This window comes from Enterobacter sp. Sphag1F (assembly GCF_014193275.1).
In the GTDB taxonomy this organism is placed as follows: Bacteria; Pseudomonadota; Gammaproteobacteria; order Enterobacterales; family Enterobacteriaceae; genus Pantoea; species Pantoea symbiotica.
This window is the reverse complement of the sequence record NZ_JACHZD010000004.1, coordinates 43,917-59,158: the sequence shown is the minus strand read 5'-3', so window position 1 is coordinate 59,158 and position 15,242 is coordinate 43,917. Positions and strand designations below refer to the sequence as shown.

The 15,242-nt window shown below is 54.1% G+C and carries 13 protein-coding genes and 3 tRNA genes; 1 reads left to right on the top strand and 15 read right to left on the bottom strand.

Going from position 1 to position 15,242, the window contains the following annotated elements; all coding sequences use genetic code 11:
- Positions 1-8: 8 nt before the first annotated feature.
- The 12 genes from nsrR to nnr form a co-directional block, all read right to left on the bottom strand.
- Entirely contained in the window at positions 9-452 is a 444-nt protein-coding gene (gene nsrR, locus FHW71_RS13775) for a nitric oxide-sensing transcriptional repressor NsrR (protein ID WP_008103609.1), read from the bottom strand.
- 190 nt (positions 453-642) lie between these two features.
- Complete coding sequence (locus FHW71_RS13770) at positions 643-1,941, bottom strand: adenylosuccinate synthase (protein WP_008103611.1); 1,299 nt, start codon at positions 1,939-1,941, stop codon at positions 643-645.
- A 181-nt stretch (positions 1,942-2,122) separates the two neighbouring features.
- Positions 2,123-2,320 carry a DUF2065 family protein gene (locus tag FHW71_RS13765; protein ID WP_008103612.1) on the bottom strand — a complete coding sequence of 66 codons (198 nt, stop codon included), beginning with the start codon at positions 2,318-2,320 and terminating at the stop codon, positions 2,123-2,125.
- Positions 2,321-2,377: 57 nt separating this feature from the next.
- Positions 2,378-3,382 carry a protease modulator HflC gene (hflC, locus tag FHW71_RS13760; RefSeq protein ID WP_008103613.1) on the bottom strand — a complete coding sequence of 335 codons (1,005 nt, stop codon included), beginning with the start codon at positions 3,380-3,382 and terminating at the stop codon, positions 2,378-2,380.
- A gap of 3 nt (positions 3,383-3,385) precedes the next feature.
- Positions 3,386-4,621: an FtsH protease activity modulator HflK gene (gene hflK / locus FHW71_RS13755; RefSeq protein ID WP_008103614.1), complete on the bottom strand. Its 1,236-nt coding sequence runs from the start codon at positions 4,619-4,621 to the stop codon at positions 3,386-3,388.
- Positions 4,622-4,792: 171 nt separating this feature from the next.
- Positions 4,793-6,073, bottom strand: a complete 1,281-nt coding sequence (gene hflX, locus FHW71_RS13750; RefSeq protein WP_179452043.1) for a ribosome rescue GTPase HflX — start codon at positions 6,071-6,073, stop codon at positions 4,793-4,795.
- Between the two features lie 80 nt (positions 6,074-6,153).
- Complete coding sequence (gene hfq / locus FHW71_RS13745) at positions 6,154-6,471, bottom strand: RNA chaperone Hfq (RefSeq protein ID WP_008103618.1); 318 nt, start codon at positions 6,469-6,471, stop codon at positions 6,154-6,156.
- Positions 6,472-6,581: 110 nt separating this feature from the next.
- Positions 6,582-7,523 (bottom strand): tRNA (adenosine(37)-N6)-dimethylallyltransferase MiaA, encoded by a 942-nt coding sequence (gene miaA / locus FHW71_RS13740; RefSeq protein ID WP_036648157.1) that lies wholly within the window; start codon positions 7,521-7,523, stop codon positions 6,582-6,584.
- A complete protein-coding gene (mutL, locus tag FHW71_RS13735; RefSeq protein WP_179452042.1) occupies positions 7,516-9,363 on the bottom strand; it encodes a DNA mismatch repair endonuclease MutL in 1,848 nt (615 codons plus the stop codon). Before mutL ends, miaA begins: the two co-directional genes overlap by 8 nt.
- 43 nt (positions 9,364-9,406) lie before the next feature.
- Positions 9,407-11,068, bottom strand: a complete 1,662-nt coding sequence (gene amiB, locus FHW71_RS13730) for an N-acetylmuramoyl-L-alanine amidase AmiB (RefSeq protein ID WP_179452041.1) — start codon at positions 11,066-11,068, stop codon at positions 9,407-9,409.
- Positions 11,065-11,541: a tRNA (adenosine(37)-N6)-threonylcarbamoyltransferase complex ATPase subunit type 1 TsaE gene (gene tsaE, locus FHW71_RS13725; protein WP_179452040.1), complete on the bottom strand. Its 477-nt coding sequence runs from the start codon at positions 11,539-11,541 to the stop codon at positions 11,065-11,067. Before tsaE ends, amiB begins: the two co-directional genes overlap by 4 nt.
- Before the next feature lie 3 nt (positions 11,542-11,544).
- On the bottom strand, positions 11,545-13,062 hold the full coding sequence (nnr, locus tag FHW71_RS13720) for a bifunctional ADP-dependent NAD(P)H-hydrate dehydratase/NAD(P)H-hydrate epimerase (RefSeq protein ID WP_179452039.1): 1,518 nt from the start codon (positions 13,060-13,062) through the stop codon (positions 11,545-11,547).
- Here nnr and queG point away from each other — a divergent pair.
- Positions 13,061-14,200 (top strand): tRNA epoxyqueuosine(34) reductase QueG, encoded by a 1,140-nt coding sequence (gene queG, locus FHW71_RS13715; RefSeq protein WP_179452038.1) that lies wholly within the window; start codon positions 13,061-13,063, stop codon positions 14,198-14,200. The genes nnr and queG overlap by 2 nt on opposite strands.
- A gap of 433 nt (positions 14,201-14,633) precedes the next feature.
- Here queG and FHW71_RS13710 read toward each other — a convergent pair.
- The 3 genes from FHW71_RS13710 to FHW71_RS13700 form a co-directional block, all read right to left on the bottom strand.
- Positions 14,634-14,709 (bottom strand) — tRNA-Gly (locus FHW71_RS13710).
- A gap of 197 nt (positions 14,710-14,906) precedes the next feature.
- Positions 14,907-14,982 (bottom strand) — tRNA-Gly (locus FHW71_RS13705).
- A 28-nt stretch (positions 14,983-15,010) separates the two neighbouring features.
- Positions 15,011-15,086 (bottom strand) — tRNA-Gly (locus tag FHW71_RS13700).
- Positions 15,087-15,242: the final 156 nt, after the last annotated feature.

The following is a 15,242-nucleotide window of genomic DNA, read 5'->3' as shown; positions in this document are numbered from 1 at the left end:
CTCCGATGTCATTTAATTTGGATTGCCACCGGCGGTTCGGACAATAAAAGTTGGTACAGCGAATCGTTATCTTTGACCAAATCGGCCAGCGTATACTTGTCCAGTTCCTTGAGGAATAGCTGGACCGCATCGTGCAATGCTTTACGCAAACGACAGGCCGGCGTGATCACACACTCGTCGCAGTTCACGAGCTGCAATGGCTCCATTCTTCGCACCACATCGCCAATGACGATTTTTTCCGGGTCCATGCCTAAACGAATTCCGCCGTTTTTACCGCGTGTTGCGGCGACAAAGCCAGCCCGGCTCAGTTGGTTGATGATTTTAACCATATGGTTACGCGACACCCCGTAGGTATCGGTGACTTCGGTAATGTTGGTCTGCTTACCTTCCGGTAACGTCGCCATGTAAATCAGGGCACGCAGACCATAATCGGTAAAACTTGTTAGCTGCACATATACCTCAGTGAATCATCGAACGTTATGGTTATGCGCCGGTCGGCGTGATGTTTAAATATGATGATAAACCAGAGCGTGGTGGCCGGTGCGTTTTTTCTGGCAAGTATCGATATCTGCAAGAAAAAATAGAGTGAGTGGAGTCAAAGATTAGAAATACAAAGGCCGGACAGAGTCCGGCCTGAGGAGATTATGCGTCGAACGGGTCGCGCAAAATCATGGTCTCACTGCGGTCTGGGCCGGTAGAAATAATATCAATCGGCACACCGGTCACTTCTTCTACACGTTTGATGTAGTCACGTGCAGCTTGCGGCAGACCTTCCAGCGTCTTAACGCCGAATGTGGTCTCGCTCCAGCCTGGCATGGTTTCGTAAATCGGCTCAATGCCTTCCCAGCCTTCAGCCGCCAGCGGCGTGGTGGTCATTTCGCGGCCATCTGGCATGCGATAAGCTACACAGATTTTCACTTCTTTCAGGCCATCCAGCACGTCCAGTTTGGTCATGCAGAAACCTGACAGCGAGTTGATCTGAACTGCACGGCGAACGGCAACCGCATCCAGCCAGCCGGTACGACGACGACGACCGGTGGTCGCGCCGAACTCGTTACCTTGTGCACACAGGAACTCACCGGTTTCATCGAACAGTTCGGTCGGGAATGGACCTGCACCAACGCGCGTTGAGTAGGCTTTAACGATACCCAGCACGTAATCAACATAGCGAGGACCAATACCTGAACCCGTCGCTACGCCGCCTGCGGTAGTGTTCGATGAGGTCACGTACGGATAGGTACCGTGATCGATATCCAGCAGCGTACCCTGTGCACCTTCGAACATGATCAGGTCGCCACGCTTACGCGCGCCGTCCAGCAGATCAGACACATCAACCACCATGCTGGTAATGATATCGGCAACCGCCAGCGTATCACTCAGCACTTTTTCGTAGTCAACAGCGTCAGTTTTGTAATAGTTAACCAGCTGGAAGTTGTAGAAATCGACGATCTCTTTCAGCTTCACCGCAAAGGTTTCTTTGTTGAAGAGATCGCTCACGCGCAGACCGCGACGTGCCACTTTATCTTCATAGGCAGGACCGATACCGCGACCGGTGGTGCCGATAGCTTTGGCGCCACGCGCTTTTTCGCGCGCCACATCCATTGCTACATGATATTGCAGAATCAATGGGCAGGCTTCAGAGATCAACAGACGTTCACGTACCGGCACACCGCGCTCTTCCAGACCTTTCATCTCTTTCATCAGCGCTTCAGGCGACAGTACAACGCCGTTACCAATGATGCTGGTGACGTTTTCACGCAGGATGCCAGATGGAATTAAGTGGAGGACGGTTTTTTCACCGTTGATGACAAGTGTGTGGCCTGCATTATGGCCACCTTGGTAACGCACGACGTAATTCGCGCGCTCTGTCAGAAGGTCTACGATCTTACCTTTACCTTCGTCACCCCATTGGGTGCCCAGTACGACGACGTTCTTACCCATTTTTTCAAAATCACCGATTGCTTAAAAATGGATTCTACCACCTGACTTTTACTCTTTCAGCACTTTTAGCATACGATTGCGCTGTTTTTTGCCTGAGTTTTGCTCAGCTCACAACATGTTGGGGGAACAGCGGCCAACAGACACAATTGAGTCGCGCAGCATCACAAAAAATTTACGCTGATTAACGCGCATGCATACTGATCATCGCGTAGATCACCACGCCGGCCACCACTAAACCGCCACCAAAACGATGCAAGAGGCGGTCGGGTAACTGCGTCATCGCCAGAATCATGCGTCGCCAGGCGCGTGGCATAAACATCGGTCCAAGTCCTTCCAGCACCAAAACCAAAGCCAGCGCCATCCAGATGGTTGAATTCATGATTTTTTCCCAAAAAAAAGGCCGACAACATTGTCGGCCTGGACTTTATATCAGTTCTTAACGCGTGGCGTTAGAGGGCGCTTTCATATAGCGGAAGAAATCGCTATCCGGGCTCAGCACCAACACATCCTGATTGTCTGAGAAGCTATTCTCATAGGCACGCAGGCTGCGGATAAAGGCATAGAAATCCGGATCCTGGCTGAAGGCATCCGCAAACAGTTTTGCCGCTTCACCATCACCTTCACCGCGAGAAATCAGCGCTTCACGCTGTGCCTCTGCCAGTGTACGCGTGACCTGATAATCGGCCTGCGCACGCAGTTTCTCTGCCTCTTCCTGACCTTGTGAACGCTGACTACGCGCTACCGCTTCACGCTCGGCGCGCATACGGTTGTAGATCGCGTCAGAAACTTCAGTCGGCAGGTTGATCTGCTTGATGCGCACGTCGACAACTTCAATACCCAACGCAGCCATACTGTTCGGGTTTGGTGCCGGCTCGCTGCTGTTGGTTTCACGTTCTACACGTGCTGCCGCATTCGCAATTGCGTCATCCGCAGCTGGCGTCTGAACGTCATCATCGTTGCCAGCGCTACCGGTGTTCAGGGCATCACGCACGTCGGTGGTTAAACGTCCACGCGAATCGGTCACGATGTCTTTCACATCCAGACGCCCCATTTCAGAACGCAGACGGTCACTGAACTTACGTTTCAGCAGCACTTCAGCCTGAGAAACGTCGCCACCACCGGTTGCCAGGTAGTAACGGCTGAAGTCACTGATACGCCATTTGATATAAGAATCAACGATCAGGTCTTTCTTCTCTTTGGTAACAAAGCGGTCAGCCTGGTTATCCATGGTCTGAATGCGTGCATCCAGTGATTTCATGGTTTCGATAAACGGAATTTTGAAATGCAGACCCGGTGCGTACACCAGCGGTTTGTTTTCGTCATCACGCAGAACCTTACCAAAGCGCAGCACGATGCCGCGTTGGCCTTCCTGCACCACGAACAGTGACGCGTAAAGCACCACCAGCACTACAATAATTACGGCGATGATTGGCTTACGCATCGATTACTCCCTCCCCTGGCGCTGGGTATCGTTGCGCAGCGCATTGGCGCGACGCTGATCCATGATGCTGTCTGGACTGTAAGATGAAGTATCTCCCCGATTCGCATTGCTATCGGACGACGAAGGAGACTTCATTAAATTCGTCATTTTCTGACCGCCCTGGCCAGATGCCTGACCACCGCGCATCAGTTGATCCAGTGGCAGAACCGTCAAATTGTTACCACGATCGCTGATCAATACCTTGCGGGTATGACTCAGCACGCGTTCCATGGTTTCAATGTAAAGACGTTCTTTCGTGATTTCTGGTGCAGCTTTATATTCCGGCAGCAAGCGGGCAAAACGTGCCACTTCACCCTGCGCTTCTAACACCGTACGCTCTTTGTAAGCACGCCCCTCTTCGAGGATACGCTGCGCCTGACCATTAGCACGCGGCTGAACTTCGTTCGAATAAGCTTCAGCTTCACGAACGTACTGTTCACGGTTTTCACGCGCGGCAATCGCATCGTCAAATGCGGCTTTAACTTCTTCCGGTGGACGCGCCGCCTGGAAGTTTACGTCCAGCAGGGTAATACCCATGTTGTACGGACGGATGGTCTCGTCGAGCTCACGCTGAGTTTCGCTACGTACCACGGTACGGCCTTCCGTCAGGATGCGGTCCATGGTTGAGCGACCAATAACGCCACGCAAGGCGCTGTCAGTGGCCTGACGCAGGCTGTCGTCAGCGCTGGTCACGGCATACAGATAACGCTCAGGATCGGTCACGCGGTACTGTACGTTCATCTCAACGCGCACCACGTTCTCATCCGACGTCAACATCACGCCAGACGCGGCCAGTTCACGTACGGCTTCTACGTTTACGGCGCGAACCTGATCGACGAAAGTCGGTTTCCAGTTGAGGCCTGGCTCAACCAGATGGCTAAATTTGCCAAAGCGCGTGACGACGCCACGTTCCGCTTCTTTGATGGTGTAGAAACCGCTAGCCGCCCAGATAACGACCGCCGCTACGGCAACGATGCCAACTATTTTGCCACCGCTACCGCCGCTGCGTTGGCCATTGTCATTCTGTTTGCCACCGCCCAGTCCGCCGAGTTTTTTACTCAGCTTTCGGAAGATATCATCCAGATCAGGTGGTCCCTGATCGCGACCTCCTTTATTTCCCCCAGAGTTGCCGCCTTGATTATTGCTGCTTCCCCACGGGTCGCGGTCCTGTCCGTTATTTCCGGGCTGATTCCACGCCATGTTTCTACTCCATTTATTGTATTTACGGCTTACCCTTCATCTTTCAGATTGTAGCGACGTTGGCTGCTTTCACTCATCCCAGTCACTTACTAATGTAAGCTCCCGGGAATTCGTTCAATTGCCGCCTTGCTACAACCTGAAATCTTTTGGGTAAGATCGGTTAGGCAACGGTCAAACAATATAACTGGCTAGCGACGGCTCTTGTTTACACAGACGACGCCAATCAACGATCGGCATACGCACGTGTAAACTCACACAGCCATCATCTTCATTCCATTCTTTTTCTATAGCATGCAACTGATAAAAACGACTGCGTAAACGGCCCGCTTCCGGCGGCAGACGTAAATCGTACTGCGCAATTTCACCGGCTAAACGTTCAGAAAGCGCCTGCCACAGCAACGGCAGACCCACGCCGCTCTGTGCAGATAACCAAACGCGAATCGGTTGGTTCTCTTCGTTGCGATCGATACGCGGCTCAAAATCCTCCAGCATATCGATTTTGTTCATGACCATCAGGGCTGGAATTTCATCGGATTCTATTTCTGCCAGCACTTCATTCACGGCTTCGATGTTGTCATTGATACGTAAATCAGCCGCATCAACAACATGGAGCAGCAGCGCTGCCTGACGCGTTTCCTGCAGCGTAGCTTTGAACGCAGCCACTAAGTCATGTGGCAAATGACGAATAAATCCCACTGTATCAGCCAGAACCACTTCACCAACGTCTGCAACGTTCAGGCGACGTAAAGTTGGATCAAGCGTCGCAAACAGTTGATCTGCCACATAAACATCAGCGGAGGTTATTGCATTAAACAGGGTAGATTTGCCTGCGTTGGTGTAGCCCACCAGAGAAACGGTTGGCACGTCAGCTTTAGCACGTGATTGGCGGCCCTGATCGCGCTGCTTCTCAACACGCTCAAGGCGGGAAAGGATCAGGCTAATTCGATTGCGTAGTAAACGACGGTCCGTTTCCAACTGGGTTTCACCTGGACCACGTAAACCGATACCACCTTTTTGGCGCTCAAGGTGCGTCCATCCACGCACTAAACGTGTTGCCATATGGCGTAACTGTGCCAGCTCGACCTGTAATTTACCCTCATGGGTACGGGCGCGCTGAGCGAAAATATCAAGAATTAGGCCGGTGCGGTCAACGACACGACATTCGCACACACGCTCTAAATTACGTTCCTGGGCAGGAGTTAAGGCATGATCGAATAAAACGACCGATGCTCCACTCGCTTTCACCGCATCGGCAATTTCAACTGCCTTTCCTTCACCGACAAAATATTTGGGATGTGGCGCTTTACGGCTGCCCGTAATGACTTGCAGCGCTTCAACGCCCGCAGAAGAGACAAGAGTTTCAAACTCCTGCAAATCTTCCAGCTCTTTGTCTTGGGAGAACCAGATGTGTACCAGTACGGCCTGCTCACCGGCTTCATAACGGTCAAACAAGCTATAACCTCGCTAAAATAAAATAACCAGGACAGGAAAACGTGCTCGTTCTCCAGCCCTGGCTTTACGGCAGCGCAAAATTATTCTGCGTTATCGCCGTCTTGTTGTGGCTGCGACTGAGCGCCTTGGTTGCTTCCGCTGTGATGATAGTTGCTGCTACCACCGCTGCCGCCCGCGTTATTGCTATGGTGCGACACTGGACGAGAAGGAACCACTGTAGAGATGGCGTGCTTATACACCATCTGGCTGACCGTGTTTTTTAACAGAATGACGAACTGATCAAAGGATTCAATTTGCCCTTGCAGCTTAATACCATTCACCAAATAGATCGAAACCGGTACACGTTCACGACGCAATGCGTTCAAAAACGGGTCTTGTAAAGATTGCCCCTTAGCCATTCTATCTTTTCCTTATATGCTTGTTGTTTGTTGCTTTAAGAACCGTGGTTCAGAAAAACTGCGTAAAAATTTGCGCACGATAACCAATCAATTGTACACAATCATCCCTGCTACGCACTAACTACCTTAAGCACCGCATTACGCGCTAACTCTGGCTCATCACTGTTTAACCAGTGTACTTCAGGCCAGCCACGTAACCAGGTCATCTGGCGTTTAGCGAGCTGCCGAGTGGCGCAAATTCCCCGATAAACCATTTCGTCGTAATCGATTTCGCCTGATAAATAAGACCACATCTGGCGATAACCTACACAACGAATGGAAGGCATGTCCGTATGCAAATCACCTCGCGCAAACAGTGCACGAGCCTCCGCTTCAAATCCTGACGCTAGCATCTGGTCGTAACGCAACGCAATGCGTTGATGTATCAGTTCGCGACTCGCAGGTGCGATAGCAAACTGGTACACGTCGTAGGGTAACGCTTCGCCGGAGGTTTTTGTCAGTTCCGTTAAAGTTTTACCCGAAATAAAAAAAACTTCCAGTGCTCGCGAAAGTCTCTGCGGATCATTCGGATGAATACGACTACCGGCGACCGGATCGATTTCACACAGCTGACGGTGCAGGGCTTCCCACCCTTTCTCCGCCGCCATTTGCTCTATTCGCTGACGCACCTCGGGATCGGCCGAGGGCAACGGCGACAATCCTTCAAGTAACGCCTTGAAGTAGAGCATGGTTCCACCAACAAGCAACGGAATCTTCCCCTTACGGGTGATCTCCGCCATTTCTGCCAACGCATCGCGACGAAATTCTGCGGCGGAATACGCTTCCGCCGGATCGCGAATGTCCAGCAAACGATGGGGCGCCAGTGCTAACTCTTCTGCCGACGGTTTCGCCGTGCCAATATCCATCCCGCGATAGATTAAGGCAGAGTCAACGCTAATAAGTTCCACCGGAAGTTGCTGACGCAGCGAAATCGCTAATGCCGTCTTACCGGAGGCGGTAGGCCCCATCAAAAAAATTGCCTTTGGCCGGCTAGCCTGGTTTAGTTCACTCATGCTTCAACGCGTTCAGCGCGCTCTCAATCTCAATGGTCTGTAATAGACCTGAAGGCGGCGACTTCAGCAGTTGCGGGCAAAGCCTTTCCAGCTCTGCCAGCAGTGCAATCGCCTGCGAGTGATTCCAGTGAGCGTCTTCTGCATCATCGCGACGCGCCAGCCATTGGGCCAACGTGGATGCAGAAACCTCTTGCTGCCGGGCCAGGTAGCCTAACAGTTCTGGAATCAAGATTTGTAAATTTTGTGTTCGTAACGGTAAAGGCACCGCACGTAGCGTCACGTGCTGCCCTTCTCGTTGTAAATCAATGCCCATCTGGCTTAGCAGCGCGGCGTGCTCGGCGATAGCGGCCAGCTCCGGCGCGGCAATTTTCAGGCGTACCGGGATCAGCAATGGCTGCGGTTTTAAGCCCTCTTCGCCTGGTTGCAGCTGGGCCTGTTTTAGCCAGCGTGCCGCCACGGCCAGCGATAACAATTGCAGCGCACTGCCACGTTCCAGCAGCGCAAAACGATCCTGTAAAACGCTTAATACGCGGCCAAAACTTTGCGCGTGGGCGGCCAGCGGTGCTTCACGCGTTTCCGGCTGACGCACCGGAGCCGCCGCAGGAACTGGCGCAGCGCGCGGCATTTCTACCACCGGCGTTTTCATCAACTGCTTATACGCATTGCCTTCACGCGCACTGTAAACCGGCTCCTTACTCTGCCAGCTTGCAGCCGCAGAAGCGCTGCCGCTGCGTGGCGTGTTGCTGGGCTGGGCAAAGTGGTTCGCGCCTGCTGCCTGGCGGTTTTCTGGCTGCCACTTCGGTGCCGGTTCTTCGGCGTGGGTGATGGGCATTTCCGGCGCGCGACTGGCTTGCAGCGCGCTCATCACGCCTTGCCAGATAAAATCATGTACCAAACGCGACTGATGGAAACGCACCTCATGCTTAGCCGGATGAACGTTGACATCTACCTGATGCGGATCGATCTCCAGATAGAGCACGTAAGCCGGCTGCTGATCGTCGCCAAGCTGCGTTTGATACGCCTGACGAATCGCGTGATTGATCAGCTTGTCGCGCATCATGCGTCCGTTGACGTAGCAATATTGCAGATCGGTAACCTGGCGCGAGCCGTTGGGATCGGCGACCCAACCGCGCAGCGCTAAATCGTCGTGCTGCCACTCAATGCGTAAAGCATGCTGCATAAACGTGGTGCCGCAAATGGCACCTAAACGCCGCTCCCGCTGCGCATCTTCACTGACCGCGCGATACTGGCGCATCAACTTGCCGTTGTGGCTAAGCGAGATGGCGACGTCAAAGCGTGCCAGCGCAATGCGACGAATCACCTCATCAATATGGGTAAATTCGGTCTTTTCGGTACGCATGAATTTGCGGCGTGCGGGCGTGTTATAGAACAGGTCGAGCACTTCCAGCGATGTGCCCACCGGATGCGCAGCCGGTTTCACCGTCACATCCATGTCGCGCCCTTCTGCGTAGGCTTGCCAGGCTTCGCTTTGATCGGCGGTGCGTGAAGTCAACGTCAAACGAGAAACGGAACTGATACTGGCGAGCGCTTCGCCACGAAAACCAAGGCTCATGATCGCCTCAAGGTCATCGAGCGAGGCAATTTTGCTGGTCGCATGCCGCGCCAGCGCCATCGCTAATTCGTCTTTGGCGATGCCGCAGCCATTGTCGCGAATGCGGATAAGCTTCGCGCCACCTTTCTCAATATCGACATCAATGCGCGTGGCACCTGCATCCAGGCTGTTTTCCACCAGCTCTTTTACGACCGACGCCGGGCGCTCAACCACTTCGCCTGCGGCAATCTGGTTCGCCAGCTGCGGCGGTAAAATCTGTATTGGCATGGTGGTGATCCTTCTGGCTGGTTGGCTCACAGGGAGCCAACAATCAGGATTGCGGAATTTTTAAGTTTTGCCCCAGCATCACATTGCTCGACTTCATATTATTCGCCTGCATGATGGCTTTCGAGCTCACGCCATAGTGCGCGGCAATGGCCGTCAGCGAATCGCCGCGCACCACTTTATGCCGGGTTGGACGACTCGCCGCCGCCACGCTAACGCTGGATTTCGCGGGCACTTTCAGGCGCTGTCCCACCCAAACCACATCGCGCTTCAGGCTATTCATCTCACGTAACGTCGCCATGCTCACGCCATATTTTGCCGCGATGCCGGACAGCGTTTCGCCACGCGTCACGGTATGACGCTGCGTCGCGCCGGTATATTGCACCGTGCCGGTCGCCGGGTTGCTGGCGACGCTAACCGCTGGTGCGCTGTCCAGCGGCCGGTTTTCCTCCTTTGGGATCGATTGCAGCGGATGCGTAAGGAAATAATTGCGCAGGCCTTTATAAATCGACTGAGCAATCTTCTCCTGATACGCGCTGCTGCCAAGCAGCCGCTCCTCCGCGGCATTACTAATAAAGCCGGTTTCGACCAGTAAAGAAGGAATATCCGGGGAACGTAAAACGCCAAGGCTGGCATGTTCCGGCAGACGTTTATGCAGCGGCGTAATACCGCGCAGCTGCTGCAGGACTTTGACGGCGACGTCATAACCTACACGCTGTGAATGACCAAACTGCAAGTCCAGAACCGCCTGGCTGAGATAGGGATCGGCCTGGCTGTTCGCCAGCAGGTCGCCTGCGCCTCCCAGCAGCTCAGATTGTTTCTCTTTCTGTTCCAGCCAGTTCGCCATTTCGTTATTAGCGCGACGGTTAGACAGCACCCAAACCGATGCGCCGGTGGCCGAATGGTTTGGCGCGGCGTCAGCGTGAATGGATACCAGCAGGTTCGCGTTCTCTTTACGCGCCACTTCCGAACGGCCCATCACCGAGATGAAATAGTCGCCGTTACGCGTCAGCACCGGTTTGAACATCGGGTCCTGATCCATCAGCGCTTTCAATTTACGCGCAATCGAGATGGTGACATTTTTCTCGTGCAAACCGTGCTGACCCGATGCGCCGGGATCCTGGCCGCCGTGTCCGGCGTCAATCGCCACAATCACCACATCGTTGCGGCTGACCGAGTTGCCGGGACGCACGGTGGTATTGCTGCTGGTTACCGCAGTCACCTGATTGGCGTTGAACGGATTGCCCTGGCTGCTGCTTTGCGGCTGGCTTTCACGCGCCGTGGTGACAGGTGCGGCAACGGCCGGACGTTTCGCTGGCTGCGTCCCACGAATGGTGAACACCACGCGATAATTGCTGCCATCACGCTGCGTGCTGGCGCGCGTCTGTGCAGGCTGCGTCAGTTCGAACACCAGACGCAGGCTTTGCTTATCTTTCGGCTGGCTATGGCGAATGCGCTGCACAATATTTTCGCCGCTAAAATTCAGCGGCAGACCTTTAATCGCGCCGCTTTGACGAATATCCAGCACCACACGATTGGGATTATGCAGTGGGAAAAAGCCATACACCGGCTGACCGTTAAAGCTCAGCGTGACGGTGGCCTGGCTATCGCCATTTTCAACTTTGATATCTGATAACGTGGCAGACAACGCCGAGGCAGAAAACAGGCACAGCAAGCCCAGTAAAATGATTCTCATCCGTGACATCATGCCGGATCCCTGCCTTGCTGGAATTGGGTTAACAGCGCTCCGCCCGTGGCGGAAACCGCACTAATTTCGGCTTCACGCGCCGCATCAACATAGCGCAACGTCAGCGCTAAATCGGGCTCAGGCAGCACGCCAGTTCCCTGCTGCGGCCACTCCACCAGACAGAGCGCATCGCCGGTGAAATAGTCGCGGATGCCCATGAACTCCAGCTCTTCGGGATCGGCAAGACGATAGAGATCGAAATGGTACAGCGTGCGAGAGCCGAGCTCATAGGGCTCGACCAGCGTATAAGTTGGGCTTTTTACATTGCCTTGGTGGCCGAGCGCCTGCAGAAAACCGCGGCTAAAGGTGGTCTTACCGGCCCCCAGATCGCCATAAAGATAGATCACCAGCGCGCTGTTACAGACGCGCGCCAATTGCGCACCCAGATTCAGGGTTGCCGCCTCATCGGGCAAAGGGATAACACAGGTCTTCATGCTTTATTGTTGGATCATCTCTGGATTAACAAACTGCCACAGCAGCTCGAACAAATCAGTGGCTAACATGCCGCGTGTACCGCGCTGACGCGCGACGGCATCGGCTGTTGCCCCATGCGCGACACAGCCTGCGCAGGCTGCATCAAGTAATGTCAGTTTCTGGCCGAGCAGAGCGGCAATAATCCCGCTCAGCACATCGCCCATGCCGCCGGACGCCATGCCCGCGTTGCCCACATCGGCAATCGCGATGTCACCCGCCGCGCTGGCAATCACCGTGCCCGCACCTTTCAATACCACTACGCCGCCGTAGCGTTTCGCCAGGGCGCGCGCAGCATGTAAGCGGTCACTCTCAATCTCGCTGGTTTTCACTCCCAGCAAGCGTGCAGCTTCGCCGGGATGCGGCGTAATGATGCGATTCTGACGGTTATCCTGTTTGATTGCCAGCAGGTTAAGCGCATCCGCATCCCAAAGCATTGGCTTTTCACTGGCCGCGATCTTTTTCAGTGCCTTCTGAGCCCAATCGCGTTGGCCGAGCCCCGGTCCAACGGCGATCACATCCGCCCACTCCAGCGCCTGATCCAGACGTTCATCGCTCAGCGCATCAACCATTAGCTCCGGTCGCGCAGTGAGAATCGGGCCAATATTATCTTCATGCGTCAGCACGCGCACAAGTCCGGCACCGGTTCGCAATGCGGCTTCACCGGTCATGCGAATCGCGCCCGCCGTGCCGCTATCGCCGCCGACCACCAGCAGCCGACCTTGGTCGCCTTTGTGTGAGGTCGCGCGACGCGGCTTCAGCCAGCGCGTTAAGTCCCCGGCGTCATAGCGTGAAATCGGTGCCTGTTCAGCGGCAAGGTACGCCGACAAACCCAACTCATGGTTATGCAGCACGCCCACGTAATCACGCGCTTTCCCGGTCAGTTGGCCGGGTTTCAGCGCAATCATGCTCAGCGTGTGATCGGCGATGACCGTCTCGCCCGGCGCCGTGCCGTTAGCCGCCAGCAAACCGGAGGGAATGTCGATCGCCAGCACCGGTGCGGCATGCGCGTTGATCAGCGTAATCAGGCGATCGTAGGGATCCGCAGGTGCACGATTCAGGCCGGTGCCGAGCAGCGCATCAACAATCACATCAACCTTTTCCGGCCAGAGCACATCCGCCGCGTGAATCACACCGCCCGCCGCCAGCCATGCGTCTTGCGCCTGCTGCGCCTCTTCTGGCAAGGCTTTGCTGCCCGCGCACGCCAGCAGCGTTACGTTCAAGCCAGCTGCCTGCGCCAGTCGCGCCACCACATAACCATCACCGCCATTGTTGCCGTGCCCGCACAGCACCAACCAATGGTGCGCCTGCGGCCACAGCTGGCGGCCTAATTCATAGCTGGCCTGGCCAGCACGTTGTATCAGCTCAAACAGCGTTAAGCCCAGGCTATCGGCGGCATCGCGTTCCAGTTGTGCCATCGCCTGCGCAGGCCAGACAGAGTGTGGTAAACTGCGCGCGTTTGCTTCAATTGCCTGGTTTCTCATGTCATATCCTCTCGATCTTCAACAGCTCGCTCAACAAATCAAACAGTGGGGACGCGACCTCGGCTTCCAGCAGGTGGGTATTTGCGATACCAATCTGAGCGCCGAAGAGCCCAAACTGCAGGCGTGGCTGGATAAGCAATATCACGGCGAGATGGATTGGATGGCGCGCCACGGCATGATGCGCGCACGGCCGCATGAGCTGCTGCCCGGCACGCTGCGCGTGATTAGCGTACGCATGAATTACCTTCCAGCCAAAGCCGCCTTTGCCAGCACCTTGAAAAATCCGCAGCTGGGCTATGTAAGTCGCTATGCGCTGGGCCGCGACTATCACAAAGTATTGCGCAATCGACTGAAAAAGCTCGGAGAAATGATTCAGGCGCACTGTGGCGAACTCAATTTTCGCCCGTTCGTCGATTCCGCGCCGATTCTCGAACGCCCGATTGCCGCTAAAGCCGGTTTAGGCTGGACCGGCAAACATTCACTGATCCTCAACCGTGAAGCGGGTTCCTGGTTCTTCCTCGGCGAATTGCTGATTGATCTGCCGTTACCGGTTGATCAGCCACAGGAAGAGCAGTGTGGACGCTGTGTCGCCTGCATCACTATCTGCCCCACTTCCGCTATCGTCGAACCTTACGTGGTCGATGCCCGGCGCTGCATCTCCTATCTCACCATCGAGTTGGAAGGCGCAATCCCCGAAGAGTTCCGTCCGCTGATTGGTAATCGAATTTATGGCTGCGACGATTGCCAACTGATCTGCCCGTGGAATCGTTACGGTCAGTTAACCGATGAGGATGATTTTTCACCGCGCGCGGTGCTGCATGCGCCACCGCTCACCGAACTGTTCAAATGGGACGAAGCCAAATTTCTGCGCATCACTGAAGGTTCAGCGATTCGGCGTATTGGGCATTTGCGCTGGTTGCGTAACATTGCGGTGGCATTGGGCAATGCGCCCTGGGCAGAAGAAAATATGGCGGCATTAGCATCGCGTAGCGGCGAACATCCACTGCTTGATGAACATATTGAATGGGCGATTGCACAGCAGTTGCAGAAGCGCGCGGCGCAAGCGGTGGAAGTGCAGCCAGCGAAGAAACAGCGGCTGGTGCGCGCGGTCGAAAAAGGCCTGCCACGTGATGCTTGATTGAGCAGTCGCACAGGATAAAACGCTTTTCCACATGCTGTGAATAAAATTATCCAACGGAATAGTGACGGAGATCGTAATTTCGTCTAAAGGGTAAGATCACAGTCTGAAATACGCTTAACCACTTATAAATCAATCAATTAAACGATTATTGTAAATATTCACGTCGTGTTTAGCGCGCAGGGGTTTGTCCAGAGCTTGTGGATAACTCTGTTCAAAACAGTTTTAAACAACGGGGAAAACGCCGTCAGAACCTTGCAGGCACATTGTGGATAACCTGTAAGATAACTGCGTCAGACAACAAGCATTATCGGTGCTAGCGAGGCGTGAAAAATTTCCAGAAAAAACGGTGTTGCATGCGATAAAAAATATCAGCAGCAGTTTTAATTCTGATTGCGCCTAAGGGCAAATAACATTAGTGAATATAAAAATTTGGAGCGGGAAACGAGACTCGAACTCGCGACCCCGACCTTGGCAAGGTCGTGCTCTACCAACTGAGCTATTCCCGCATAATCTTCGTATTTTAGTTCGCTACTGCGTTGGCTGCCTTCGCTCACCCAGGTCACTTACTGATGTAAGCTCCCAGGGATTCGTTCAGTTGCCGCCTTGTTGCAAACTAAAATACTCGATTCTGCATCTTCGTATTTTTGTCACAACAATCACGCTAACGACTAAATCCGTGATTTGGATGGTTTACTACAAACTCTGGAGCGGGAAACGAGACTCGAACTCGCGACCCCGACCTTGGCAAGGTCGTGCTCTACCAACTGAGCTATTCCCGCATTAGAGGTTTACTACGCAACGAAAATTTGGAGCGGGAAACGAGACTCGAACTCGCGACCCCGACCTTGGCAAGGTCGTGCTCTACCAACTGAGCTATTCCCGCATAATCATCGTATTTGTGTTGGTTACTGCGTTGGCTTCCTTCACTCAATCAGGTCACTTACTAAAGTAAGCTCCCAGATATTCGCTCAGTTGCCGCCTTGTACCCAACTCAACTACTCGATTCTGAACTTCGCCGTACTACTTTACTTCTCCGTTC